Annotated in this window: 20 protein-coding genes; 4 read left to right on the top strand and 16 right to left on the bottom strand. The window is 43.8% G+C overall.

Going from position 1 to position 26,516, the window contains the following annotated elements; all coding sequences use genetic code 11:
• Positions 1-735, top strand: a 735-nt coding sequence (locus QL982_RS10670) for a hypothetical protein (protein ID WP_290190320.1), incomplete at its 5' end; no start/stop codon positions are given.
• Positions 736-884: 149 nt separating this feature from the next.
• On the opposite strand, the gene QL982_RS10675 is transcribed toward QL982_RS10670, so the two are convergent.
• The 12 genes from QL982_RS10675 to QL982_RS10730 form a co-directional block, all read right to left on the bottom strand.
• A complete protein-coding gene (locus QL982_RS10675) occupies positions 885-3,527 on the bottom strand; it encodes an FtsX-like permease family protein (protein ID WP_290163934.1) in 2,643 nt (880 codons plus the stop codon).
• Positions 3,528-3,546: 19 nt separating this feature from the next.
• Positions 3,547-4,266, bottom strand: coding sequence for an ABC transporter ATP-binding protein (locus tag QL982_RS10680; protein ID WP_290163936.1), 720 nt, complete (start codon positions 4,264-4,266; stop codon positions 3,547-3,549).
• Positions 4,267-4,278: 12 nt separating this feature from the next.
• Positions 4,279-5,133, bottom strand: coding sequence for an arylesterase (locus tag QL982_RS10685; protein WP_290163938.1), 855 nt, complete (start codon positions 5,131-5,133; stop codon positions 4,279-4,281).
• 311 nt (positions 5,134-5,444) lie between these two features.
• Positions 5,445-6,677 (bottom strand): MFS transporter, encoded by a 1,233-nt coding sequence (locus QL982_RS10690; protein ID WP_290163940.1) that lies wholly within the window; start codon positions 6,675-6,677, stop codon positions 5,445-5,447.
• A 396-nt stretch (positions 6,678-7,073) separates the two neighbouring features.
• Positions 7,074-7,319 (bottom strand): (Na+)-NQR maturation NqrM, encoded by a 246-nt coding sequence (gene nqrM, locus QL982_RS10695; protein ID WP_290163942.1) that lies wholly within the window; start codon positions 7,317-7,319, stop codon positions 7,074-7,076.
• A 255-nt stretch (positions 7,320-7,574) separates the two neighbouring features.
• A complete protein-coding gene (locus tag QL982_RS10700; protein WP_290163944.1) occupies positions 7,575-8,705 on the bottom strand; it encodes an FAD:protein FMN transferase in 1,131 nt (376 codons plus the stop codon).
• A 228-nt stretch (positions 8,706-8,933) separates the two neighbouring features.
• A complete protein-coding gene (gene nqrF, locus QL982_RS10705; protein ID WP_290163946.1) occupies positions 8,934-10,169 on the bottom strand; it encodes an NADH:ubiquinone reductase (Na(+)-transporting) subunit F in 1,236 nt (411 codons plus the stop codon).
• 122 nt (positions 10,170-10,291) lie between these two features.
• Positions 10,292-10,900: an NADH:ubiquinone reductase (Na(+)-transporting) subunit E gene (gene nqrE, locus QL982_RS10710; RefSeq protein WP_011281361.1), complete on the bottom strand. Its 609-nt coding sequence runs from the start codon at positions 10,898-10,900 to the stop codon at positions 10,292-10,294.
• The gene (locus QL982_RS10715; protein WP_290163949.1) at positions 10,900-11,571 is read right to left on the bottom strand and encodes an NADH:ubiquinone reductase (Na(+)-transporting) subunit D; all 672 of its coding nucleotides are present in this window, start codon (positions 11,569-11,571) and stop codon (positions 10,900-10,902) included. The genes nqrE and QL982_RS10715 overlap by 1 nt, the downstream gene beginning before the upstream one ends.
• A gap of 1 nt (position 11,572) precedes the next feature.
• A complete protein-coding gene (locus QL982_RS10720) occupies positions 11,573-12,481 on the bottom strand; it encodes a Na(+)-translocating NADH-quinone reductase subunit C (RefSeq protein ID WP_290163951.1) in 909 nt (302 codons plus the stop codon).
• A complete protein-coding gene (locus QL982_RS10725; RefSeq protein ID WP_290163952.1) occupies positions 12,462-13,697 on the bottom strand; it encodes an NADH:ubiquinone reductase (Na(+)-transporting) subunit B in 1,236 nt (411 codons plus the stop codon). Before QL982_RS10725 ends, QL982_RS10720 begins: the two co-directional genes overlap by 20 nt.
• Before the next feature lie 5 nt (positions 13,698-13,702).
• Positions 13,703-15,055 (bottom strand): Na(+)-translocating NADH-quinone reductase subunit A, encoded by a 1,353-nt coding sequence (locus QL982_RS10730; protein WP_290163954.1) that lies wholly within the window; start codon positions 15,053-15,055, stop codon positions 13,703-13,705.
• A 1,116-nt stretch (positions 15,056-16,171) separates the two neighbouring features.
• Here QL982_RS10730 and hisA point away from each other — a divergent pair.
• From hisA to QL982_RS10745, 3 genes are all read left to right on the top strand, one after another.
• Positions 16,172-16,909 (top strand): 1-(5-phosphoribosyl)-5-[(5-phosphoribosylamino)methylideneamino]imidazole-4-carboxamide isomerase, encoded by a 738-nt coding sequence (hisA, locus tag QL982_RS10735; protein WP_290163956.1) that lies wholly within the window; start codon positions 16,172-16,174, stop codon positions 16,907-16,909.
• 65 nt (positions 16,910-16,974) lie between these two features.
• Positions 16,975-18,621 (top strand): mechanosensitive ion channel family protein, encoded by a 1,647-nt coding sequence (locus QL982_RS10740; RefSeq protein WP_290163958.1) that lies wholly within the window; start codon positions 16,975-16,977, stop codon positions 18,619-18,621.
• Between the two features lie 138 nt (positions 18,622-18,759).
• Complete coding sequence (locus tag QL982_RS10745) at positions 18,760-19,065, top strand: hypothetical protein (protein WP_290163959.1); 306 nt, start codon at positions 18,760-18,762, stop codon at positions 19,063-19,065.
• Positions 19,066-19,167: 102 nt separating this feature from the next.
• Here QL982_RS10745 and rnr read toward each other — a convergent pair whose 3' ends face one another.
• From rnr to thrS, 4 genes are all read right to left on the bottom strand, one after another.
• On the bottom strand, positions 19,168-21,444 hold the full coding sequence (gene rnr / locus QL982_RS10750; protein WP_290190321.1) for a ribonuclease R: 2,277 nt from the start codon (positions 21,442-21,444) through the stop codon (positions 19,168-19,170).
• A gap of 139 nt (positions 21,445-21,583) precedes the next feature.
• On the bottom strand, positions 21,584-22,828 hold the full coding sequence (locus QL982_RS10755) for a toxic anion resistance protein (RefSeq protein WP_290163961.1): 1,245 nt from the start codon (positions 22,826-22,828) through the stop codon (positions 21,584-21,586).
• A gap of 338 nt (positions 22,829-23,166) precedes the next feature.
• Positions 23,167-23,670, bottom strand: a complete 504-nt coding sequence (gene infC / locus QL982_RS10760) for a translation initiation factor IF-3 (protein WP_010197324.1) — start codon at positions 23,668-23,670, stop codon at positions 23,167-23,169.
• 23 nt (positions 23,671-23,693) lie between these two features.
• Complete coding sequence (thrS, locus tag QL982_RS10765) at positions 23,694-25,628, bottom strand: threonine--tRNA ligase (protein WP_290163964.1); 1,935 nt, start codon at positions 25,626-25,628, stop codon at positions 23,694-23,696.
• Positions 25,629-26,516: the final 888 nt, after the last annotated feature.

The raw sequence follows: 26,516 nt of genomic DNA on the forward strand, positions 1-26,516 counted from the left end.
CAACCTAGTGAGATCTGTTTTAAAAATAATTTACCTAACACCAACAAACTTACAAAGAATGAAAAAGTTTTAAGAGATTACTTATTGTATCGCTATTTTTTCGGTACAGACAGAGTAATGATTTTTGGCGAAGGTAAGACTGATAAATCCCACTTACAACATTACTTAAATTTTCGTAGTGAAGAAAATTTACCAGTACCATCATCTTTTGATGAGTGGAAAGGTATTCAGTTTGGTAATTTTGAAAATAAATTATTTAATGTGATTTCAGGTAGTGGTGGTACAGGAGATATTAATAAGCTTATAGAAAGTTATGGAGGGTGGTGTAAAGATTTTCATAAAGATATTAGTCAAAAGCCTTTGATAATTTTGGTTGACAATGATGTAGGATCAAAAAAAATAAATCAAACCATTCAAGATATAAAAAAACCTCAAAAAGCTATAGGCGAAGAGGATTTCTACCATATTTATCATAATATGTATGTCATATACTTACCTAAAATAAATAATGGGGAAACAGATATTGAAAGCTTCTACTCAGAAGATATTCTTGATGTAGAGGTTGACGGTAGATTTTTTGAAAAATCAAAGAAAATATCAGATAAAGGTAAATACTCTAAATCTCTCTTCGCTTCACGTACAGTGCCACAGAATCACACTTTAACCGATTGGTCAAAATTCGATCAAATTTTTGAAAGAGTTCAGCTAGCTATCGAGGACTTTCAAAGTAGGTAAGACATGGTTACACACACTATTAAGTTTTGGAGTGGTTACGTGTACTAAGAGGCACACCAAACTATCACCTCACTGAGTCGGGCAAATATTAAGAAACGAAAAAACCCCTATTAAGGGGTTTTTCTTTGTAAGGCTAAAATTGAATACATTTAAACCATCGCCCGTACCCTAGCCATAATCCCGCGTCCAATCACCAGTCTCACATAAATAATAGCAATAGCAAACAGCAATACGATTAATGCTGCACCGCCAATAGCCAAACTGGTCCACGGCACACTAAATTGTAGATTAAACCACTGCGTGATAGCAGCCCACGCGCCAACGCTAGCGATGACGACGGCAAAGGTCGCCGCGCTAATACCAAGCACACCCAGCTCTAGGATATTGAGCATATACAAGTCACGCTTTTGCATACCCAATAGTCTAAATGATGCGCTGTCTTTCATACGGTCTTGTGAGGTAGACAGTAGCGAGCTAATCAGCACCATGACCCCAGTGAGCAGGGCAAGCAAGGTGAACACATAGACCAAGCGGCTCATTTGTACCACCAGCTCTTGAATTTGTTTCGCAATAGCAGTGCCATCGATCGTAGTGACAGCAGGGAACTGTCGTACCAGTTTGCCTTGTAGTTCTGGGATGGCACTCTCTGACACGTGGGCAGTAGCAAACTGAATCTGCGGGGCAGCGGATAGCACCGACGGTTCAAACAAGAAATAGAAATACGGACTTGGGCCACGCTCATAGCGTGTGCGAATACTGGTAATTTGCCCGATGATTTCGATACCTTGAATGTTAAAACGCACTTGATCACCCATACCGACATTGAGCATACCTGCGGCAGTGTCCAAGATAGACAAGGGTTTGATTTGCTCATTTGTCGCATCGATAGGGGTGTATAGCGCATCGTCTGTGAGCGATTCAGTGATGTATTCGGTCTCCATGACCGTATCTGTATAGCTCAAGTTAAAGACACGCGTGGGGTCATCAAACCCATCAGCAGGCTCGATATCTTTTGCTGCCACATCATTGGCCGTCTCTACACGCGCACGAATGACGGGATAATAAGTGACAGGCGCCTCAATGATTGCATCAATATCATCATGCTGATCGCTCTGCACATCGAGCAAAAACAAATTGGGCGCGTCTTCAGGATAGGCATTGATAAACTGCGCATTGATACTGTGATTGAGTGTGGTGATAAGCGTCAATACCGCTACCGATAGTGATAAGGTGACAAAGAACAACGCTGATTGATTGCCTTTACGCGCAAGGTTATGGATGGCAATACGCTGCATCCAACTGACCTTAGTATTGCTTGCCAACTTGTTAAGCAGCCAGAGCCACCCACGCGCCAATAGCCAAAATATCGCCACAAAGCCGATCAAGCCGCCCAATAGCTGCGCCCCTAATGACAGCGAACCTACTTCATATGCAAAGAAAGCATACAGTCCTGCCAGCACCACGCCATACCACAGTAGCGGCACACGTCGATACCAAGGCAAATTTTGTGTTTGCGTATTCGCTCCTTGATTGAGTAGGGTAGCGGGTTTGGTCGTGCTAAGCGCGCTCAAACCACGCTGCGCAATCAGCAACGTCAGGGCTAAGGCAATCACAATGGTTTTGATGGCACTGATTGGATTGATGGCTAGACCGACATCGGCAGGCAAGATAGCCACCAGATACGGCTGACCGATTTTAAGTAAGCCCAGACTAAGGGCAACCGCTGCGACACAAGCAATGACGGTCGTGATGATAAGCAGCTGATAGTAGCTGCGTTTGAGTGAGCCAAGTGGCTCGCCGAGCGCCAATCGAATGGCATTATTAGACTGCTGCTTACTGACAAAGGCGCTAATGACGCCGTACATGGCGACAGCAGATAGTAGCAACACCGCGATGACCAATAATTTTAAAAACATCAGCACATTGTCAGAGATACGCGAGACCGAAGTGTCTGCGGACTCTGCATCAGATAGCTCAATATCAGGATAATTGGTCAGGATATCTGTGAGCTTGTCACGCTGCGTGGTTATCAGCTCTGGGTCGCCTGCCATCTCAATACGATAGTTTATTCGGCTGCGCTGTCCCAATAGATTGGTCGCCGCAAGTGCATCTTGTTTCATCAACACACGCCCACCAAAACCAAAAGTGGTCAGCGGACGGTCAGGCTCTTTGGTCAGTACATCACTGATCGTAAACTGCGCATCGCCAATAGTAATACGGTCGCCGACATCGGCCTGTAGACTACTGAGCACTTCTGGCGCGACGATCACACTGTCAGATGTTAGCTGATCCCACAGCGGCTGTCCTGAGGCAAGCTCTGCTGTACCGTATAAGGGATAAGACGGCGAGACGGCTTTGACGCTGGCAAGCAAAGTTTGCTCATCATTGACCAGCATGGCGCTAAACTGATAGTCATATACCGTCTGGGTATCAGCGACAGTTTCTACTTGCGTTAGTACTTCGCTTGGCCAGTCTTGCTTACTGTTTAGGATTAGATCCCCACCAACGAGCGCGCGCTGATTGTCATTGATGTAGCTATCGACAGACTGCTGCACAGAGTCGAGGGTCAGGTAGGTTGCAAGTGATAAGGTCAAGGTCAGTAGAAACAACACGGGATACACCCAACGCTGCCACCAGCTACGGCTGAGTGCTTGCGAGCCTAGAGTTTGAAAACCTAGGGTACGGGTAAATAGTTGACTAAGGATGCTGCTAGGATAACTGGACTCTTGATGCATACTGGTAACAGTCTTTTTTGTATCAGTCGATTTGTTGTCTGTGGGCTTACTATTCATTAAGATACAATCCAGTTATTCATGTAGGTACAATGCGGCCGTCATGCATGGTGATGACGCGATCTGCCATCTCGGCAAGTGCAGGGTCATGAGTCACGACCACCAGAGCCGAGCCAACCTGTTGACGTAAATCCAATAACAGCTGCATGACTTGATCGGCATTTTGCTCATCTAAGTTGCCCGTTGGCTCATCAGCAAACACAATCTTTGGGTGCGATACCAGTGCTCGTGCTACTGCTGTACGCTGCTGCTCACCACCTGACAACTGATTGGGTAAGCTGTTACGTCTATGACCTAAGTCGACCGCATCTATCAGCTCGTCTACGCGTGATGGGTTTGGACGTCTGGCAATATCAAGTGGAAAGGCGATATTTTCAGCGACGGTTAGTGTGGGCAGTAGATGAAACGACTGAAAGACAAAGCCCATATCCTGCTGTCGAATAACGGCAAGCGCATCCTCGTCAAGACTGCTAAGCATTTGACCTGCCAGCGACACCGTACCACTATCGGGATAGTCTAATGCTGCGAGTAAACCTAACAAAGTAGATTTACCCGAGCCTGATTTACCCATGATGACCACAAACTCGCCAGCATTAACGTAGATATCTACGTCTTTAATGATGGACAGCTTTTGCTCACCAACTTGTACGGTTTTATTTAATTGTGAGGCGGTCAGTAGTGCTTGTGTCTTAGCGTCTGCTTGTGGCGTTGCTGTGGCAGTCGAAAATGATGATGTCATTACAGTGTCTCGTTAAAGAGTCTCGTTTGTCTTATTTTTTGTTGTATTGTCTTGAGCCGTTGCAGCTGTGTTATCGGTATCAGCTGTTTTTAGCTCTTCTAGTTCATTTAATTTCGGCTCTAGAATAGGCAAAATGTTGTTGTTAACGATAATCTCGTAGCCTTCTTTAGTCGGATGAATCGCATCTGCTTGGTTAAGCTCTCGGTCACCGCCGACACCATCTAAGAAGAAAGGGATAAGCGTTAGATTCATGTCTTTGGCAATACGAGGATAAATGTCTGAGAATGCCGCAACGTATTCACTGCCTAGATTGTCATAGATCGACATGCCGCCTAAGATGACGACACTGCCATTGTCTTGCAGGTGCTTAACCGCAGTACGAATATTGGCTTCAATTGTGGCCACATCGATACCACGTATCGCATCGTTAGCACCGATGGTCAATATGGTGATGTCGGGTTTGGTTTGCGATACCCAGTCCAATCGATTGACCAATCCCGTACTGGTTTCACCGCTTAGACCTGAGTTGATAACTTTGGCGTTAGCGTAGCCCATTTCTTGCAGACGATCTTCTAACTGAGCAGGATAGTTGTCATCTTTATCCACCCCCAGACCTTCTGTCAGTGAGTCACCAAGCGCTAAAATAGTAAGTGATGAGGATTTGACCTGTTGATCAGTTGAGGCTGCGGTTCCAGTGGCTACTGGAGCAGTGCTGGCTTGACTGTTGGTCACTTCAGTATTGGTACTCTGCGTATCAGTAGCAGATGTGGTTTCAGCATCTTTCTGACAGCCACTGATAGCCATTACAGCTGCGAGCATGGCGATAGCAGGCAAGCGCTGAGCAAAATGAGAAGGGAAATTCATCATGGGTGTTATGTCCTATATGCAATCAAACCAGGGTATAGTCAAATCCTATCTAAATCAGATACGGTATCAGTCGGATGAATCGTCAGGATTGCTTAGTCTACTATTGGTAGTACTTTTACTTACCTTCCTTTTATCCAGATTATATTGAGTATCTAAATTATATTAAGTATCTAAGTTATATTGAACTGACTATAGCAAAATAAGACAGTGACCTATATTGCCCTAAGGTTAATTTAAGGCCGCATTATTGCGCGTTAGCAATCATAGCCTTGTAGACCGCAAAAACTGATAGAAATGAAAGCTGATAGTAATCAAATATATTTGCCATCGACCATTACTGGACGACTAACAAGCCAAGCAATCACGACGTTGGCACTCATCAGTATCAGCATAATAAAAAGCGGCACACTCCAACTACCCGTTGTTTCATGGAGCCAGCCTGTGCCCAATGGGCCAAAAAACGCAATGACATAACCGACTGCTTGAGCCATGCCAGACAGCTCACTGGCTTGATTGGTCGTATACGTGCGCATAGAGAATAGGATCATGCTCAAGGTAAAAATAGCAGAGCAGCCCATGCCCATCATGCCTGACCATAGCCATGCCAAATCAGTTGAGAGATAGCTGACGCCTAATATACCAATGACGTTTAGCACAGCGGCAAACACGGCTAGCGCTTGGATCGGGCGACCACGATTGATTAGCCACGTTAGGCTTAAGATAGAGACGGGTGCCATAAATTGAAACACGGAATTCATTTGCCCCGCGCTCACCGTCGACAGTCCTTTACTGACCCAAATAGAGGGCAAAAAACTGGCGGCCGTATAGAACAATAGCGACTGCAATCCCATAAAAATAGCAATCTGCCACGCAAAGGTCGTGCGCCACATCGAAATGTCAGAGGTTCCCAAAGCTGTAGGGATAACTGTTTGATGGTTTGATGAGCCCAAACGCACACGCAAAAATAGCCAAATAAACAACGCAAAAACGCCTAAAATCGTCCAACCACCTAGCGCCCATTGCCAACCTACTCGCTCAGATAGTGGCAATATCACTCCTGCGACTATGCCTGCTGTCACCGTCATCGTTAAACTGAATAGACCCGTGATCAGCGGGATATGTTTGGGTGTACGTTGTTTAATCACAGGGGCTGCTAACGTATTAGCAAAGCCGATGGCGAGGGTAAGCAGTAAAGTACCAATTAAAAACCCACTCCATGTCGGAATAACGGTACGGATAATCATCCCTACCGTTAATAGCCCAATCATGGCAATCAGCGTGTTCTCAAGCCCAAATCGTTTGCCAATCGTTGGGGAGATCAGAGCCCCAACAGCAAAGCTCAGCATAGGAACCGCCCCTAGCCAACCTATCTGAAATTCAGAAATCTTGAGCGCGTCTTGTACCACTGGGGCGATAGAGCCAAGCGCCACAATAGGCGCCCGCATATTGGTCGCCAGCAAGACCATGGCACACAGTACCAACCAAAAGGTGAAGCGCGAGGAAGGTCGATTGGATGAAGAGGGTAGTTTGGATGAGGTAGACATAGCAGCACAACGATGACAGCGGAAAAGAACACGTTATTAAACAGCGTCGAAAGATCGCCACTTATAAAACAACACCAGAGAGCATTTACCCAGACACATACCTAGACGGTAATCGATATCGTCAATCAGACTGAGAAATATTGGTAGCGCGTAAGACATACATTCGCTGAACTGACTTCGCTAAATTGGCAGGCAGGTGAGTCAAAATGTATGTGTAGTTACTTCGAGTTACGGCTTTGGAACAGTGATAATAAGAGATGGCGATAATAAAGAATCTTAAATAAGCAGTCTTATCGCACAATAAAAATAGCGCCAAGTTACCTTTAAAGGACTTGACGCTATTATAAGAATAGAGGCGACGCTAATACTATCAGCGTATGGTAACAGAGGGGTTATTTAGACTGATTTACCCAGTTGAGCTGCTCTTAGCGCATTTTCTTGTTGTTCAGAAATGATTGAGTCGCACTTATTGGGATCATTGCCACAAAACGAGCAATTTTCGTCGCCCATCAATTTGGCAACACCGCCACAAGATCCTCTAAGCGGCTTTTTTTTGACCATATAACCGATGCCCATAAAGATGAAAAATAGGACAAAGACGGTGAAAGTAATGGCAAGCATAGGAAGCAATTGGCTAAGCATAGAGGAAACCTCATTTCAAAAAATAGGGCAGTTATTAGTAGGGCTATCTAAGTTGATGATTATAGTTAAGCACTTTTCATCACATAAGCACCGTTAACAACAACTGTATAATAGTATAGCAAATTTCAGTGCGGCTCGTTGTGTGTTAACGTATTCTCTTGTTTCGCATCTATCACTTACCAGTGGTTTTTAGGGTGTGCCATCTAAATGTATAAATGTGCTAATGGATGACACGCCCTAGAGCTTGGAGTATGTTTAGAGCTTTTTGTCAGCGCGTAATGCTTTCATGGCAGGGGTTTGTACCACTTGCCAGCCATCGATGTCGTCATCAGAGCCGTTTACTTTTACATCGTCAGCCAGCACAACAAACATAGCCGCTAAATTTTGTGTTTTAGCGATGTCTAGTGCTTTGTGATAAGGCATCGCTGTAAGGGCTGTGGCCCATGCATCCGCCAGCGCGACAGAATCAGCTGCCACAGTGACTGAAGGTGCGCCGCCTGCAATAGGCTCTCCAGTTGTCGGATCGATAGTATGGCTATAGCGTTTGCCATCGAATATGACGGAGTTGCGATAGTTGCCAGAGGTTGCCAGATGCATTTGGCTAGCCGTGTTTTTGGGTTGGCGAATAGCAGATATTGTCTGGCGTTCGCTGACGGTGCTACCTTCGATAGGAGCATCAATCGCAATTTGCCATGGCTGCTGTTGGTTATTAACCCCAGAAGTGGCAATTTCACCGCCAATCTCAACCATATAATTACGAATCTGATAATCATCTCTCAGCACGTCAGCGATGACATCGACACCATAACCTTTGGCAACAGCAGAGAAATCAAGACCCACACCCTCTTTGGTCTTATAGATGGTATCGTCTTTCTTTATGATGCTTTCAAAGTCTACCAATGCTTTTGCTTGAGCAATCTCAAGAGCGGTTGGCGGACTTTGTAGACGCTCGACGGTCATGGTGCTCCCGAATCCCCACGTATCTACCAACGGCATGACGGTCGGATCAAAAGCGCCACCAGATTGTTGATAGACAGTTTGTGAGACATCAAGCACGCGACTAAAGTCAGCATCAATAGCGATAGGCGTGTCTGTACCCAAACGATTAAATGTAGATATCGTCGAGTCGCTTTGATAAGTCGACATGCTGTCATTGATCTGTTTTAAGCGTTCATCTATCGCGGCTTGTATGGCAGCTTCGTCTGCATCATCAGGCAACTGGTAGCTGATATGATAGCTCGTCCCCATTGTCTCACCAATCAGATAATTATAGTCTGGTGTTTGCTGGCAAGCGCTGAGACCTACAGTGCTGGCAAGACCAATAATGCCAACTAAGGTAAGGTGCATCGTTTGTTTGGGAGCTGAGTGGTATAGGGTATTTTTCATAATATTTTCGGTATGACGTAGAAATGAGTGGGGTATAAAACAAGCCTCGCTTATTTTACACCCCTTGAGCTCAAAAATACCAATGATGGCAACGTTCAGTGACAATCTGATGGGTTATATTTGTAGCCCTTACCACGACAACTATGCCGAAAGTGACACAAAAAAAGAGCCTCAATTGAGACTCTTTTTTATATTCTTAGATTTGTTCTGTCAGATTAATCATCTAACTTAACCACCGAAGTCATCAAGCATGATGTTTTCGTCTTCCACGCCCATACTGTGTAGCATGTCGATTACGGCAGCGTTCATCATCGGTGGCCCACACATGTAGTATTCACAGTCTTCTGGGTTTGGATGATTTTTCAGATAGTTTTCGAGTAGTACATTATGGATAAAGCCTGTTGGACCTTCCCAGTTATCTTCTGGTAATGGGTCAGACAGTGCGACATGCCACTCAAAGTTATCGAACTCTTCTTGTAGCTGATCATAGTCTTCAACGTAGAACATCTCACGAATAGAACGAGCACCATACCAGAAGCTAATCTTACGATCAGTGTTCAAGCGTTTGAGCTGATCAAAGATATGTGAGCGCATGGGGGCCATACCAGCACCACCGCCGACAAAGATCATTTCAGCTTCGGTCTTCTTGGCAAAGAATTCACCGTAAGGACCTGAAACCGTCACTTTGTCACCAGGTACTAAGCTAAATACCCATGAAGACATTTTACCTGGTGGGATACCGTCAGGGCCACGTGGCGGTGGACTGGCGATACGAATATTAAACTTGATGAGGCCTCTTTCTTCAGGATAGTTGGCCATTGAGTAAGCACGGATAACTGGCTCATCAACTTTTGAGACATAGTTGAAGATACCGAATTTTTCCCAGTCTTCTCTATACTCTTCATCAACCACGAAGTCTTTGTAGTGCACTTCATGCGGTGGCGCTTCTAGCTGTACATAACCACCAGCGCGGAAGTTTACTTCTTCGCCTTCAGGAATTTTTAGTACCAGCTCTTTAATGAAAGTGGCAACGTTATCGTTAGAGATAACTTCACATTCCCATTTCTGTACATCAAAGAACTCAGGGTCAATCTCAATTTTCATGTCTTGCTTAACAGCTACCTGACAAGCTAAGCGCATGTGATTGCGGATTTCACCTTGAGTAAAATAGCCTTCTTCGGTGGGCAAAATAGAACCACCACCTTCAATAACGCGGCAACGACACTGCGCACAAGTACCACCACCACCACAAGCTGAAGATAAAAATATACCTTCGCCCGCTAGCGTTTGTAGTAGTTTTCCGCCAGCTGGTGTCACCACATCATTATCGGGATTATCATTAATATGGATAGTAACATCGCCTGAACTGACCAGTCTTGAGCGTGCTGCCAAAATAATGGCAACGAGGCCCATGATGATCAAGGTAAACATAGCAACGCCACCAATCGCCGTAGCGTAATCCATGGTAGGTATCCTTAATCTATGGAGTAGGGGAGCGAAAAGACGTCATTGCGTTTTTCTGAACCCCTACCGAATAAATGAATTAAATAGGTCAAATCGCTAAATAAGTTTTTAAACTTAGCGGTCTAAATTGACATACCGCCGAACGACATAAAGCCAAGTGACATCAGACCAACCGTGATAAACGTGATACCAAGACCACGTAGCGGTGCTGGAATGTCTGAGTATTTTAGCTTTTCACGGATACCTGCCAATGCGGTAATCGCAAGTGCCCAACCAAAGCCTGCACCCACACCATAGACCACAGACTCACCAAAGTTATAGTCACGCTCAACCATAAATAGTACACCACCTAAGATGGCACAGTTTACGGTGATTAGTGGTAAAAACACACCAAGCGCGTTATATAGACTTGGCACAAATTTGTCCAAGAACATCTCTAGAATCTGTACGGTGGCTGCAATCAGACCGATATAACTTAGCAACCCTAAGAAGCTCAAATCGATATCAGGGAAGCCTGCCCATGCCAGCGCACCATCTTTTAGGATGAACTGGAATAGTAAGTTGTTTAGCGGAACCGTAATCGCCATGACGACGACAACAGCAACACCAAGACCAATAGCGGTTGAGACTTTTTTGGACACGGCCAAGAAAGTACACATGCCTAAGAAGTAGGCAAGTGCCATGTTCTCAATAAAGACTGAGGTTATAAATAAACTAACATAATGTCCCATTAGTGACCGCCTCCATGTGCCATGCCTTTAGACTGCGGCTTCATTACAAACTCAGCTTCTTCAACTTGTTCTGGTTTCCAGATACGGACAATAGCGATGAACAAACCAATGATAAAGAACGCTGACGGTGGTAATAGTAATAGACCGTTTGGTATGTACCAACCGCCATCAGTGACTGGCTGTAGAATCGTAATACCAAACCAAGTACCAGCACCCAATAGCTCACGGATAGTCGCGACGAATAACAATACTGCTGAGTAACCAAGACCGTTACCAATACCATCTAAAAAGCTTGGCACTGGTGGGTTGCTCATCGCAAATGCTTCAGCACGGCCCATCACGATACAGTTGGTGATAATTAGACCAACAAAGACAGATAAACCTTTACTGACGTCATAAGCAACGGCTTTTAGTACCTGATCAACCAAGATAACCAACGAAGCAATGATGGTCATCTGTACGATGATACGAATACTGGATGGAATCTGCTTACGGATAATCGAGATAAAGAAGCTCGAAAATGCCGTGACCAAGGTCAGTGCCACACACATGACCATAGCATTAGCCATGCTGGTGGTGACAGCCAATGCCGAACAGATACCAAGGATCTGTAGAGCAATAGGGTTATTATCAAAGATAGGCGTGGTTAAAATACTTTTAGTGTCAGCCATGTTATGCCTCCTTGCCGTTTGTTACTGGCGGCAATGCTGCCAATTCGGTTTTAGGTTGAGCCACCAGCTTTGATTGTTTTGCTTGTGTGTCTGCACCTGCACTTTCAACCGTTTGACCGCTCTTTTCACGTAGCGTATCTAGATAAGGCTTGTAGCCTTGCTCGCCTAACCAAAACTGAATCATGTTGCTGACACCGCGACTGGTCAAGGTCGCACCGCTGATGCCGTCGACCCAGTTGTCTTTTGGTGTACCCGCTTTGGTCACACCAGTGGCGACGTTACCATTTTCGTCATAAGACTGGATACCGCTCCACTTTGCGCGCCACTCTGGCTCTTCGATACGAGCGCCAAGACCTGGGGTTTCTTTATGCTCATAGAAACTGATACCTTTGATGGTATTCATATCACTTTCAAGTGTTAAGAAACCATAGATAGTACCCCATAGTCCGTAGCCTTGAATCGGTAGTACAACCGTTTCTGGCTGACCAGCGTCATCATTTTTGACATAGACTTTGGCATATTTTGGCTTACGGCCAATACCAGCGGGATCATTGCTGCCCAAGTCTTCACTCAGTGCTTTATTCTTAGTGGCTTGGCTAGCATCATAAGCATTACGATCAGGAATACCAGCGTCTGCTAGTGTTGCATCATCAACATAGTTGCCTTTGCTTAAGTCAATAATTTCGACATCAAAGTCTTTGAATCGTTCGGCAACATCGTCTGCTGTATCAGATTCAGCATCATACATGCCAGCAGCGACTAAGATGTTTTTATTGCGGTCTAAGCGTGCGTTTTCGATTTGTGCTGGCTTTAGACCAACAGCCACTGCTGAGACTAATACGGAACACACCAAGCATAGCGTCAATGCCACACTGATGGTTTTCGCGTTATTACTTTTGGGCTTGGACATAGCGAACCCTCCGAGCGGTTTGGCGTTTGATGTTTGCTTGTGTCACAAAATAATCAAACAATGGAGCAAATAAGTTGGCGAATAGAATGGCCAGCATGATGCCTTCTGGGAAAGCAGGGTTGATGACGCGAATCAATACGGTCATAAAACCAATCAAGATACCGTAAGCCCAGCGGCCTTTGTTTGTATGGGCAGCTGATACTGGATCGGTTGCCATAAACACAGCACCAAAGGCAAAACCACCGATGACTAAGTGCCAGTAGAACGGCAAGTTCATCATCATGTTGTCTTCAGAACCAATCATATTGAACACAAGAGAGGTAGCAATCAGACCGACCACACAACCTGCCATAATGCGCCATGAGGCAATACGCGTCCATAATAGGACCGCGGCACCCATTAAGATGGCTAGCGTTGATACTTCACCGATACTGCCTTGCATGTTACCCAAGAATGCATCACTCCACGTGATGGCATTACCATAGACGTCAACGAAATCTTGAGGAACCACACCAAGTGCCGCAAGGCCAAGAGGCGTCGCACCAGAGAAACCGTCTACTGCTGTCCAAATGGAATCGCCAGACATATAAGCTGGATAAGCAAAATATAAGAATGCACGACCCGAAAGGGCAGGGTTAAGGAAGTTTTTACCTGTACCGCCGAATACTTCTTTTGCCACGACCACACCAAAGGTGATACCCAAGGCCACTTGCCATAATGGGATATCTGGTGGTAGACATAAAGCAAATAGTACCGAGGTGACAAAGAAGCCTTCGTTGACTTCATGCCCGCGCACGACAGCAAAGATAATCTCACAGAGAATACCAACCCCGAAGGTCACCAGATAAATTGGCAAAAATTGCATAGCACCATAGACAAAGCTTGCCCAGATGCTTTCTGGGTTATAGCCTGCCATGCTAGTGATCACAGTCCGCCAGCCTTCAGGCTGCAAGCCGAGCTGAGCGATAGCGGTTAGTGCTTGATGACCGATGTTGTACATACCCCAAAACATCGCTGGGAAAGTACATAGCCATACGGTAATCATAATACGTTTTAGATCAATACCATCGCGTACATGTGATGACGCGTATGTCGTTGAGCTTGGTTGACGTAAGAACGTATCAAACATCTCAAAAATGGCGTAGTACTTTTCGTGTTTGCCGCCTTTGGTGAAAGATGGCTCCATACGATCGAACATATTGTGTAAAAATTTCATCGTGGTTAGCCCTCCAGCTCAATGCGCGTTAAGTTATCACGCAAAATATCACCGAATTCATATTTGCCAGGAGATACAAAGGTGCATAGTGCCAAATCTTCTTCATCCAACTCAAGTACGCCTAAATCAACGGCGACCAACATGTCTTCGACAATCAATGCGCGTAGTAGTTGGGTTGGTAGATAGTCTTGAGGCATGACCTCTTCATAGACACCAATTGGCACCATCGCTCGCGGTGAGCCGTTACTTGTCGTAGTAAAATTGTATTTTTTGCCACCAAAGAACTGCGAAATATAGATAGGCAGCTTTGAGAAGCGGTTTTTACCTGGAGTAAAGAAGTGGAACGCAGGACGCTCACGGCCTTCAGCCAGTACGCTGATTTGATTGTGGAAGCGACCGAGATACGCAATATTACTGAACACTTTGCGCCCAGATAATACTGAACCTGAGATAATACGGTTCTCGCCAGCAGCCAGTTGACCTTGGGTCAATGCCGTAATATCAGCACCGCGTTCAGTCATAACCAAATGCGGCTTAGTGACGGCAGGCCCTGCTAAGCTCAGCATACGACGTGTATATAGATGTCCTGTCGTAAACAACTTACCGATTGCGATCACATCTTGATAACCAATCGTCCATACGGTCACACCGCGGCTGATAGGATGCAAAAAGTGAATATGCGTACCAGCAAGACCGGCGGGATGCTTGCCAGCAAAACCATGATACTCAGTGACATTATTAGTCGCAGTTTTCGCGACTGGCGTCAACGGGGCATCACCATGATGGCAGACAAAGGTCTTTGGGCTGAGCGTAGAGAGTACAGCAAGTCCATCATTGAACGCTTGTAGCTGATCATTGATTACAAGCATCGGATCAAAGGCTAATGGATTGGTATCCATCGCCGTGACAAAGATAGCATGTGGACGAGCGCCGATTTCGGGTGCGCGGCTATAAGGACGCGTACGGAACGCGGTCCATTCACCAGAGGCAATCAGTTGGGTTTCAACGACTTCAGAGTCTAGGTCAGCAAGCTGCTGTGAGTCATAGCGCTCAAAGTCTACTTCTTCACCTGTTGGGTCGACCGCAATCACAAGACTTTCAAACACTCGACGTTCACCGCGTTTAATAGCGACGACCTTACCAGCAGCAGGGGCAGTGTAGATCACGCCAGCACGTTTTTTGTCTTCAAAAACGGGCTGACCTTTGGCTACAATGTCACCTTCTTTGACATTCATCGTGGGCTTCATACCCACATAGTCATAGCCAACAAGTGCTACATGTGTCGGTTGGTGCTCAGATATCTCGCGGGAGGGTTCACCAGTGATGGGCAAATCCAAACCTTTTTTGATGGTAATCATAAGCGAAAACTTAGTCCATAGTCTAAAACGATACCAGACATCCTGTTTGGTATATCGGTAGCATGAACATTTGTATCACTCAATAAAGCCTTCAATCATCTATTTCTATGGTGAAATAGGGATGAAAGCTCTGTAAAGACAATACATGATCATAACTACTAGTAAGAGTATTAACGCTGACCTTAGACTCCTTAACAACACGTTAATGTCTTATTCGAATTACCAAAGTGGCGACTGGCTACCAAGGTGTATGCCAAAACCATCACCTCAACCGCAATCGCCCAAGCCGTTAGCTAAAATGATTGTGTCAAAAATGAACAGCTCTATCATACGTTTCATTGAAATTTAAAAATTGTAACGCCAGTATGCTTGACCCTCTTTATTTAATCAGTGTCACTTAGCGACACTGGATAGCGTAAGAATATGGCCAAATAACGATCTATTAAGGTAGATGATATACTGGTTAAAAGACAAAATGACTCAGCAACGTATCATAAATAACGTTTACTTATGATACGTTGCTATACAGTCAGTAATGACGGTTCTAATGAGTTATCTAGTGATAAAGAGACGCTAAGGCTTTAGGAAGAAAGGCATTTAATTAGAGTTTAGTGCTGTAGAGTAGGCCAGTTAGAGCCTACCAGTTGAGATTTCTAATATAACCCTTCTTAGCAATATGTCAGCTAGCATCGTAAAGATGTACTTAGCTGCTGCTCGACTCATCCTGACCGCTATGCAATACTAAGCCATCATTGACCCAATAAAAAGCGTAGCGCGTGGTTACTATCACATAGAAACAAATAAAATTTACCTAGGATTATACGCTAAATTGACCTAAAATTGCCAGTCAGTAATTGAATTTACCTAATGTTGGTAGTGATTCGACGTACTAAAACTTATGGTTATGATTGACGGTTTCTATTGTCTTTCATCGCCAATTAAGCAGGCTTTTAATCTGTTATGGACACTTTTTGGTTCGTTTATATTTTAGGCTACTTATTGACTGATATTTGTTTATAAATGTTTGGGGTGTATTGAACATTCAACACGCCCTTATTTTTAACTTTAATTTTCTAAATATATTTATTTATTGTTGTGCTTTATAAGGAATGCTATATGTGTGCTGTGCCTGTCATTATCCCAGCGATTGATTTAAAAGATGGTAAATGTGTACGCTTAAAACAAGGCCGTATGGAAGATGATACGGTGTTTTCTGATGATCCGGTTGCCATGGCGGCACGCTGGGTAGAAGAAGGTGCGCGCCGATTACATTTGGTCGATTTGAATGGTGCGTTTGATGGGGTGCCAGTGCATAGACAAGTGGTCAATGACATTACCAAAGCGTATCCAAACCTACCTATCCAGTTGGGTGGCGGTGTGCGCAATATGAATACCATTGAGCAGTATATTACTGCAGGTTTGACTTATATCATCATTGGTACAAAAGCGGTCGAAGATCCTAATTTTGTCGCTGAAGCTTGCCACGAATTTGCAGGACATATCATCGTTGGTATCGATGCCAAAGACGGTATGGTAGCCACTCATGGTTGGGCAAATGTGACAGACACCAAGGCGACCGAGCTGGCGAAGCGCTTTGCAGATGTCGGTGTGTCATCGATTGTTTACACCGATATCGCCCGTGATGGCATGATGCAAGGCGTCAACGTTGAGCAAACGGTTAATTTGGCACGTGAAGGTGGCTTACCAGTGATTGCATCAGGTGGCGTTACCGATATGAAAGATATTGAGCTGTTAAAGCCGTATGGCGATTGTATCGAGGGCATCATTACTGGCCGTGCTATTTATGAAGGCACGCTGAACTTGAGCGAAGCACAGCTTTATTTAGATAGCTAAAGGCAGATAGCTAGTTATCTGCAACCAGCTAAGCGAGAAAAATCCGTAAAAAATAAAGGATGCTTATGGCCACTTATTTTGACCGTCCGATAGTACGCAGTTTTATAAAAGCGTGGGGTCAAATGGTGTTGCTACTGAGCATCTTTTTTGCATTTCCAGCTCATGCTGCCAGTGAAGAGTTCTCTGGCATTGCAGCGGCGTTAGGTGTGGAGACGGCAGAGGAAAGCGTGTCTAACGATAACGCTTCTACAGTAGAAAATGAGACATCAAAAGGTGACGTCACAAAACCTACCAGCTCACTGCCAACGCCTGCCTTGCCCCCCGTAATCAGTGGCGAAAGCACTAATAATGCTCAAATCGAGACCACACCCACTCCGCAAAAAGACAACGACATTCGTCAACGTATCAGCGGTATTTTCTCTGAAATCGAAGGCTTACAAGCCGTCAATGTTAGTGTCACCCAAGGAGTGGTTACCTTAACGGGAGAAACGGCTAATGAAAAAAAAGCACAGCAAGCGATTAATTTAACCAACCGACTAACAGATGTGGTCACTGTAGAGGACAGAATTAATCGAACGCTGGATGTTCAAGAGAATGTCTCGACGGTTTATCAGGGGCTAAAAGCCCAAGTCACAAATCTAGTTAAGGCATTACCGTTATTATTGGTCAGTATTATTATATTTGCCTTGGTGACATGGTTTGGTAGTTGGTTGTCCAATCGCAAAAAAATGTGGCAACGTCTAACGCCCAATCCGTTTGTCGCTGAGCTGTTATCGCAAACCGTGAAAGTTATTTTTATTATTTTTGGTCTTATCCTAGGACTAAGTCTGATAGGGGCAGAGACAATTTTAGGTACCTTACTTGGCGGGGCGGGTGTCATTGGTATAGCGGTCGGTTTTGCAGTCAAAGATACTATTGAAAATTATATCGCATCCTTAATGTTAAGTATTCGCCAACCCTTTCGCGCACGTGACCACATTGTGATTAATGGGCAAGCAGGCATCGTGGTTCGTTTGACCTCGCGCGCGACGATACTGATGACCTTAGATGGCAATCAGCTGCGTATTCCTAATGCTGAAGTTTTTAAAGGTACGATTCTAAATTACACCAAAAACCCTGAGCGCCGATTTACCTTTGAATTGGGCGTCGATGCCAATGATGATCCGTTAGCGGCGATTAAAGTAGGGCTTGATGCGATACATATGCTGGCGTTTGTTTTGGATGAGCCCAAAGCGATTGCTGTCATTACCAATGTGGGTGATTCTAATATCGTGTTGGAGTTTCAGGTTTGGGTGGATCAATCAGAGACCGACTTTGCCAAAGCACGTAGTATTGCCATTCGTGAGACCAAGCATGCGTTAGAAAATGAAGGCTTCAGCTTACCTGAGCCTATCTATCGTCTGCGTTTTAACAATAAGTTAGAAAAAGCCTTTGAGCACATGCAGAGCAGTGCCAGTAATGTGCACTCTGATTTGACGATTACACCTACTATTCCTCAGCCTATTGATAAAAACCAACATGATGAGAGTCATATTGATGACAAAGATAAAAAGCAAGCAAAGGCTCGCGCCAAAATTATCTTACAAGGTCGCAGTGCTGATGATGTCCTCGACGCTCGTCCTGATGACAAGCTGATGGAAAAAGTGGAGCAAGAGATTGCCGAAAGCTCAGATGAAATGGATTTATTGAACAATAGTAGCCCGCAAGAATAAAACGTGTAAACATTCAACCATGACACTCATAGAGACTAAATATAAATATTTAACACAAATTAGAGGCTAAATACAAATGTAGGCATAGAAAGTGCAACGAAATATATATTTGATGGTTATTCAAATACGAGGCTTTTTATGGAAATGAAACATGTGATTATATTCGCAGTGATTGGTATCGTAGCACTGCTTGGTTTTAACATGATTAATGGTAATAACCGCGAGGAAAAAAGAGCAGCTCTCGTCAGTAGTGCAGCGTCTGAGCCGAGCAATGTCAGCGTAGGCATACCTGATACTCACAATGAAGCAAGCAGTTCGACAGAGGTTACCAGCCAGCCTTTGGGTGAGCAGCCCAAAGCTATCGTAGATAATGCTACTAGCAAAATCGATCAAGCACAACAAGCTGAGCAAGACCGTCTAGAACAAGTGAGCACGGCGCAATAAGAGCCTATTTAACATACAGTTAAAAAATACAACGCATAAAAAAGGCTAACGATGACGTTAGCCTTTTTTATGGTATTACAACGTTAGTATTTCAGTCTAAGCTTAGCTTTTTTTGCTAGTACTTCTGCGATTGCTACTTCTTTTCGCAGGGGCTTTCTTAGGCTGCTCTTTCTTTGGTTGGTCTTTTTTTGTTTGGTTCATGGCGCTAGACTGTAATTTGGCTTTCAAATCAAAGTCAATTTGTAGCAGATCCATATTAACACCGGCAACCTTCACCTTGACTGAGTCGCCAAGCCCGAATAGCGTGCCCTTGTCTTTACCGATAAGCTGCTGCTGCTGCTCGTCATAGACAAAGAAATCATCGCCAACGTTCGAGATATGAACCAAACCGTCGATGTATAAATCAGTCAATGTGACAAATAAACCGAAGCTCGTAACGGTAGTCACAACGCCTTCGAACTCCTCACCAACATGATCTTTCATATAGTGACACTTGAGCCAAGACTCTACATAACGTGACGCTTTTTCTGCGCGACGCTCTGTGTCTGACGTTTGCGTACCAGCACCTTCAAGAGAAAAGTCCATGACAGGCTGTTTGCTATTGGTCACTTTCGCTTTAATCGCGCGATGCAGCATCAGGTCTGGGTAGCGGCGAATAGGCGAGGTAAAGTGGCTATATTCGTCGTATGCCAAACCAAAGTGACCAATATTGTCAGGTGCATAGTTTGCTTGCATCATTGAACGAAGCAGCATGCTATGGATGCTAATCGCATCTGGTCGGTCTTTGGTCGCTTCAATAATACGCTGATAATCTGCTTGAGTTGGATTTTCTTCTGGGAAGCTTAATCCGAAGTTTTTTGCATATTCGTGAACACGCATCGACTTTTCACCATCAGGCTTATCATGGTTACGATACAACACTGGTAGCTCATGCTTGAGCGCAAAGTTCGCTGCGCATGTATTGGCAAGTAGCATACATTCTTCGATCAGCTTCTGAGAATCACCACGAGTTCGCGGTAAAATAGCCTCAATTCCGCCTTTTTCGTTGAATTTGATATACGTTTCAACCGTTTCAAATTCCATTGCATGACGTTCTTCACGTTTTTTGAGCAACAACTCATAAAGTTGATGCAACGTATCAACAGATTTTTTGACGTCTTTATTGCCCGTTAATGATTTTGGCAATCTCTTATCATTCGGGTTCACAAGATAATCGTTTACTTGATTATAGGTCAAGCGTGCTTGCGAGTGTATCACTGACGGATAGAACTCATAGCCTGTTACTTTACCTGCTCGTGATATTTTGATATCAGCGACCATACATAAGCGATCAAGATTAGGGTTTAATGAACACAGGCCGTTAGAGAGCACTTCAGGCAGCATTGGAATCACGCGATGCGGGAAGTATACTGACGTACCACGTTCATACGCATCTTGGTCAAGTGGTGAATTTGGCGTCACATAATAGCTGACATCTGCAATCGCAACCACGACACGGTAGTTACCGCCAGAGCGCTTTTCAGCGAATACGGCATCATCAAAGTCACGAGCGTCTTCGCCATCGATAGTGACAAGGGGAAGATGACGTAAATCTGTACGACCTTTTATGTCTTTTTCAGTGGGCTCTTGATAGTCATCAGCTTGCTTGAGTGTGGCTTCACTGAAATCTGATGGAATGTCATAGTTGAGAAGGGTAGTCTCAATAATCAATTCACGGTCGTTGTCATCAGACAGGACTTCAGTGATTTTGCCAGTGGCAAATTCATGCTGGTTTGGCCAATCAATGATATCGACTTTGACAGGAGCGCCTTGCTTGGCATTTAGCGCCTGAACATTGTCATCAGTGACGGTGATCGGCTGATGGTTGTTTGGACTGCCAAGCTCGACACAGTAGCCGTCTTCATCGCGAGCAAGTGTACCGATAAAGTTATTTTGGCGACGTTCGACAACATCAACGATGCGGCCTTCGGTACGTCCACGATTGTCTGTCGAAGTACCGACGGCTGCTACCGTATCGCCATTGAATACCCAGCGCATTTGTTTTTCATGCAAAAACAAATCTGGCATATCACTTAGCACCACAAAACCAAAACCTTTTGGATGGGCAGAGACTGTACCTTCGACGATATCTTGCTTGGTCACCGTACGATAGCGATAAGGACGGCCTTCGCGGTTTACTTGTCCATCACGCACCATCGCTTTTAGGCGGTTGCCCAAAGCGTCAAATTGATCAGGATCATCAATGTTAAAGGCTTTTGCCAACTGTTGATGCGTGACTTCCCCATGCTCGTTAATCGTGCTGAGTATCAGCTCACGACTAGGAATCGGGTTGTCATATTTTTTTGCCTCACTTGAGGCGTTTGGATCGTTCCAACTCATAAATTACCGTATCTATTTTTAAAATTATTAATAGTGACTATCTTAACACGAACGACGTCGCAATATCTTGCGTCAATTGTCTTATGTGTATTCGGTAGCAGGAAGCGGTCAATTTTCAGATGACCGCTAGTGGGATAAATCAAATATCGATATCAACATTGCTTGATTTATTGGTTATCTTTTTACTGTCAATTTCTTTTGAAACTTCTAGCACCGTGGTTTGGTTTGATTTATCCAAGTATTTTTGTGCTTTATCTACTTCAGTGGTCAAGGTGTTGACCGTTAGCTTCATGTTTTCTAGCGCTTCAATCTTATAATTGCTAATCATATCCATCGTATCATAGACATTATTGAAAGCATTTTGTAGCTTATCAAGTTCAATGCTACTGCTGGTCGCCTGCTCATGGATTTCACCTGACTGACGTTTTAGCATCGCTGAGGTTGATTCAATCAAGCTACTGGTGGTTTTATTCAACGCAGTGATTTGATCAAGTACCAGTTTTTGATTGGTCATTGCTTGAGCAACGACAACAGCCGTACGTAATGCTGAGACGGTTGTGGTCGTTGCACGATCGACGCCTTTAATCAGCTCTAAATTGTTGCGGCGAATGGTATCGAGTGCCAAATAACCTTGTACGTTCACTGCCAGCTGCGTTAAAAAATCGGTGTTTTTTTGACGCACATAAAACAGCATCTCTTCTTTGATAATGCGTGCTTTTTCAGGATCTGTCGCTTCTATTGCATAGACTTTTTGTTCTAGCTGCTCATCAATCTTTTTGCCGACATAGACATACTGACGAATAGACTGCATCAACTCCCACATATTGACTTTTTCTTGCTCAATCATTGCATTGTCTTTGAGCAATTCGTCTTTACCATTATAGAGACTGGTCACCACGGCATTGATATGTGATTGTGCCGACTCGTACTGACGGAAATAGTCTTGTACTTTATTGCCAAATGGAATGAGACCGAATAGTTTGCGTGAACTGGTCAGCTCCTTTTTACTCGGATCTAAATCTTCAACGATACCACGCAATTCAGTCAATGACTTAGCAATAGGGGAGTTGTCAAACAAGCTGTCATTGAGACTTTTGGCTGGCAAATCCAACATACGGTTAGATACTTGTGCCGATTCACGAATTTCTTTCGTACCCAAGTTATGAATAGACTGCACGTTTTGTCTAAACTCATCGCTATGCACAGAGTTAGTGATGACGTGATCTACAAAAGCATCCACTTTGGCATCGAGCTCTGGAATCTGGTTTTCATCCAACTTGACCATCTGATCTGCTTCACTTTTCTGTATTTCCTTCACAGGTTCAGGCGGAGTCAAAGAAATACTTGGAGTTGTTGCGTTTTCTGGTGGAGTCAATTCTTGCATGAAGTTTCCTATAATATCTGAAATGGACAGTATTTTTGGTCAATAGCTACAAAAGACGATAATCGTAAAACACGTTAACAGTAAATGGATGTTTTTATGCACTCAATTTTACTTATTCGAATGGTATAAATGTGGTACAGCAGACCTTTAGATTAACTGGTAATGAAAAGGTTGAGAAGATAGATTTTGTAAAGTAGCGTCGACTTAGTATATTAAAAAGCGCCTATTTATAGGCCTAAATATTAAAAAACCATCAATATCCCGCAGCATATTGATGGTTAAGATTACAAGTATCTACATCGACTAACAGCCACAACTAAAACAATCTGAAAAACAGATTATTTTTTCTTAGTTGGTCCAAGCAGCATACCCATTTGACGACCTTCCATCTTAGGGTACTGCTCGACGTTTGAGATATCAGCGGTATCTTCAATAATACGATCAAGTTGTTTGCGACCGATATCTTGGTGCGCCATTTCACGTCCGCGGAAACGGATGCTAATTTTAACTTTGTCTTGATCTTCCAAGAAGCTAACGATTTTTCTCAGTTTAACCTGATAATCGGCTTCTTCGGTACTTGGACGTAGCTTCATCTCTTTGAGCTGAGTCTGTTTTTGGTTTTTCTTAGCTTCTTTTGCCTTCTGCTTTTGATCATAGAGGAAATGCTTATAATCCATGATTTTGCATACTGGCGGTTTAGCTTCAGGAACTAATTCGACCAAATCTAGACTGTCTTCACGTGCCGCTTTCATCGCGGTGTCGATATCGACCACGCCCATTTGTTCGCCGTCTTCTTTGACCAGACGGACTTCTTTGGCACTGATATCTTCGTTGATGTTCAAACGGTTCGACTGTTTAATAGGTATTACTCCTCATCTGTTTTTGGGGTCTGTCGGCCTTTCTCAGCGACAGCGGTCTGTACTAATGTAATAAATTCAGAAACACTCATCACGCCAAGGTTCTCACCTTCACGCGTTCGGACGTTGACACTGCCCGATTCGACTTCTTTATCCCCTAATACTAGCATATAGGGAATACGTTCTAATGTTTTCTCTCGTATCTTAAATCCAATCTTTTCGTTACGCAAGTCACTAATAGCTCGCAAACCTGCATTTTTTAGTTCACTGACGACGTTTTCACAAGCTTCGCCTTGTTTATCGGTGATATTCATGACAACTACTTGCTGTGGTGCTAGCCATACTGGCATCCAACCGGCATAGTTTTCGATCAATATACCAATAAAACGCTCGAATGAACCCAATATAGCACGGTGCAACATAACAGGTACTTCGCGCTCATTTTGCTCATTGACAAATTCAGCATCTAAACGCTCAGGCATGTTTGGATCAACCTGAATGGTACCGCACTGCCATACACGACCTAATGAGTCTTTTAGACTGAATTCAATCTTTGGACCGTAGAATGCGCCTTCACCTGGCAAATAATCCCAGTCAAGGCCTGAGCTATCGAGCGCATCTGACAGTGCTTTTTCTGCAAAATCCCATGACTCATCACTACCAACACGTTTTTCAGGACGAGTTGAGAGTTTCATAATGATGCTATCGAAACCAAAGTCTTCATAGACGGCAAGCGTCAGCTTAATAAAGTCAGCCACTTCTTGTTGGATTTGCGCTTGAGTACAGAAGATATGTGCATCATCTTGAGTAAAGCCACGAACACGCATCAAGCCATGTAATGAACCTGATGGCTCGTTACGATGACAAGAACCAAATTCTGCCATACGCAAAGGCAGGTCACGGTAAGACTTTAGGCCTTGGTTAAACACTTGCACATGGCAAGGGCAGTTCATCGGTTTTACGGCATAATCACGGTTTTCGCTCGCAGTCGTAAACATATTGGTGGCATAGTTGCCCCAATGTCCAGAACGCTCCCACAAACTACGATCCACGATTTGTGGGGTTTTGATTTCTTCATAGCCATTATCATGTTGCACTTTACGCATATATTGCTCAAGTACTTGATAAATTGTCCAACCATTTGCATGCCAGAAAACCATACCAGGTGCTTGCTCTTGCATATGGAATAGATTTAACGCTTTACCAATTTTACGATGGTCACGTTTTTCTGCTTCTTCAATACGTTGAATATAGGCTTTTAGCTGTTTCTTATCCGCCCACGCAGTACCATAAATACGTTGTAGCTGTTCGTTTTTCGCATCACCGCGCCAATAGGCACCAGACATTTTAGTCAGTTTAAATACTTTTAGAAATCGTGTGTTCGGCACGTGTGGGCCACGGCACATGTCCACATATTCTTGATGATGATATAAGCCAAACGCTTCTTCACCTGGCATATCATTAATAAGCTTTAACTTATAATCTTCGTTACGCGACTCAAATATCTCAATGGCTTCTGTACGTGGTGTCATCTTTTTAACAACGTCATAATCTTGCTTGATCAGCTGCATCATGCGCTTTTCAATCGCTTCCATATGCTCAGGGGTAAAAGGCGTCTCACTATAGATGTCATAATAAAAGCCGTCTTCGATTACTGGACCGATAACCATCTTCACATCAGGGTACAGCTGCTTGACCGCATGACCTAACAAATGCGCACATGAGTGACGAATGATATCGACACCGTCGTCGTCTTTTGGCGTCACGATTTCGACTTTAGCATCAGCAATGATAGGATCATGCGCATCTACCAGTTGCCCATCTACACGTCCGGCAACTGTTGCTTTCGACAGTCCTGTTCCTATACTTTGCGCCACTTCCATGACCGTAGTATTGCCTTCGAAGTTTTTTACGCTACCATCGGGTAAAGTAATCGCTACCATAATCTATTCACCTTTTTGAGTCCGTTGGCAGTGATGATTGCAACCATCAATCATATAACCGTGAGACCACGTCAATTATATCTAACTACTATGATATGTTGTAAGAGATAAGCACAACTTAATAGCACTGTCTTTTACCTTGATATAGCATGATGATTAAGCGCCATTTAACAGGTTATAATCCACGCTATATAAGGCAAAACGAACTACCTTCTCAGAAGATAAAGAAGAATGGCTATCAAGCAATGTCATAAAAGCAACTATTATAGCAAAAACCGCCTATTAACACTAGATAGTAAGGGGTCAGGTCTGCTTCTATATATAGGTGCACTTTGTACCAATATCAATACTGATGAATATAGGTAGCGTTAAATACCGTATCAATGGCTCTAATGAGTCCGTAGTGAGAGGTTAGATAGTGGAGATGAGCCTTCTAGTCAACAAAAAACAGCCGTAAAAAGACTTTTTTAGAATATCGTTTAAGTATCTTAATTCCTAACCCATTGAAAATTATCGGTTATTCAAAAGAGCCTTAAATTAGTTAAAAAACCTTTAATTAAGTCATTGACACGGTGTGAGAACTCTATATAATACGCCCCTCAACAGGGAGAACTGGCAGTAATTAGGAGATAATTACTTAATTAAAACCCAGTTAACTCATTGAAACGAATTAAAAAAAGAAGTTGACAGACTATTAAAACATGATATGATAGTCAGCTCGCTAAATAGGATAAGCCACATTGGTTGGTACTATTTAGTTAGAAATACTAACACTTTAGTTAGAAATACTAACACTGGACGACAGTGATTAAGCACTATTTAAAAGCATAACTAAAGAACAACTTGTGTGGATTTTTGCTGATTCAGAATGCTAAAAAATAAAGTTGG

It is taken from the genome of Psychrobacter sp. 5A.1 (assembly GCF_030407455.1).
Taxonomy (GTDB): Bacteria; Pseudomonadota; Gammaproteobacteria; order Pseudomonadales; family Moraxellaceae; genus Psychrobacter.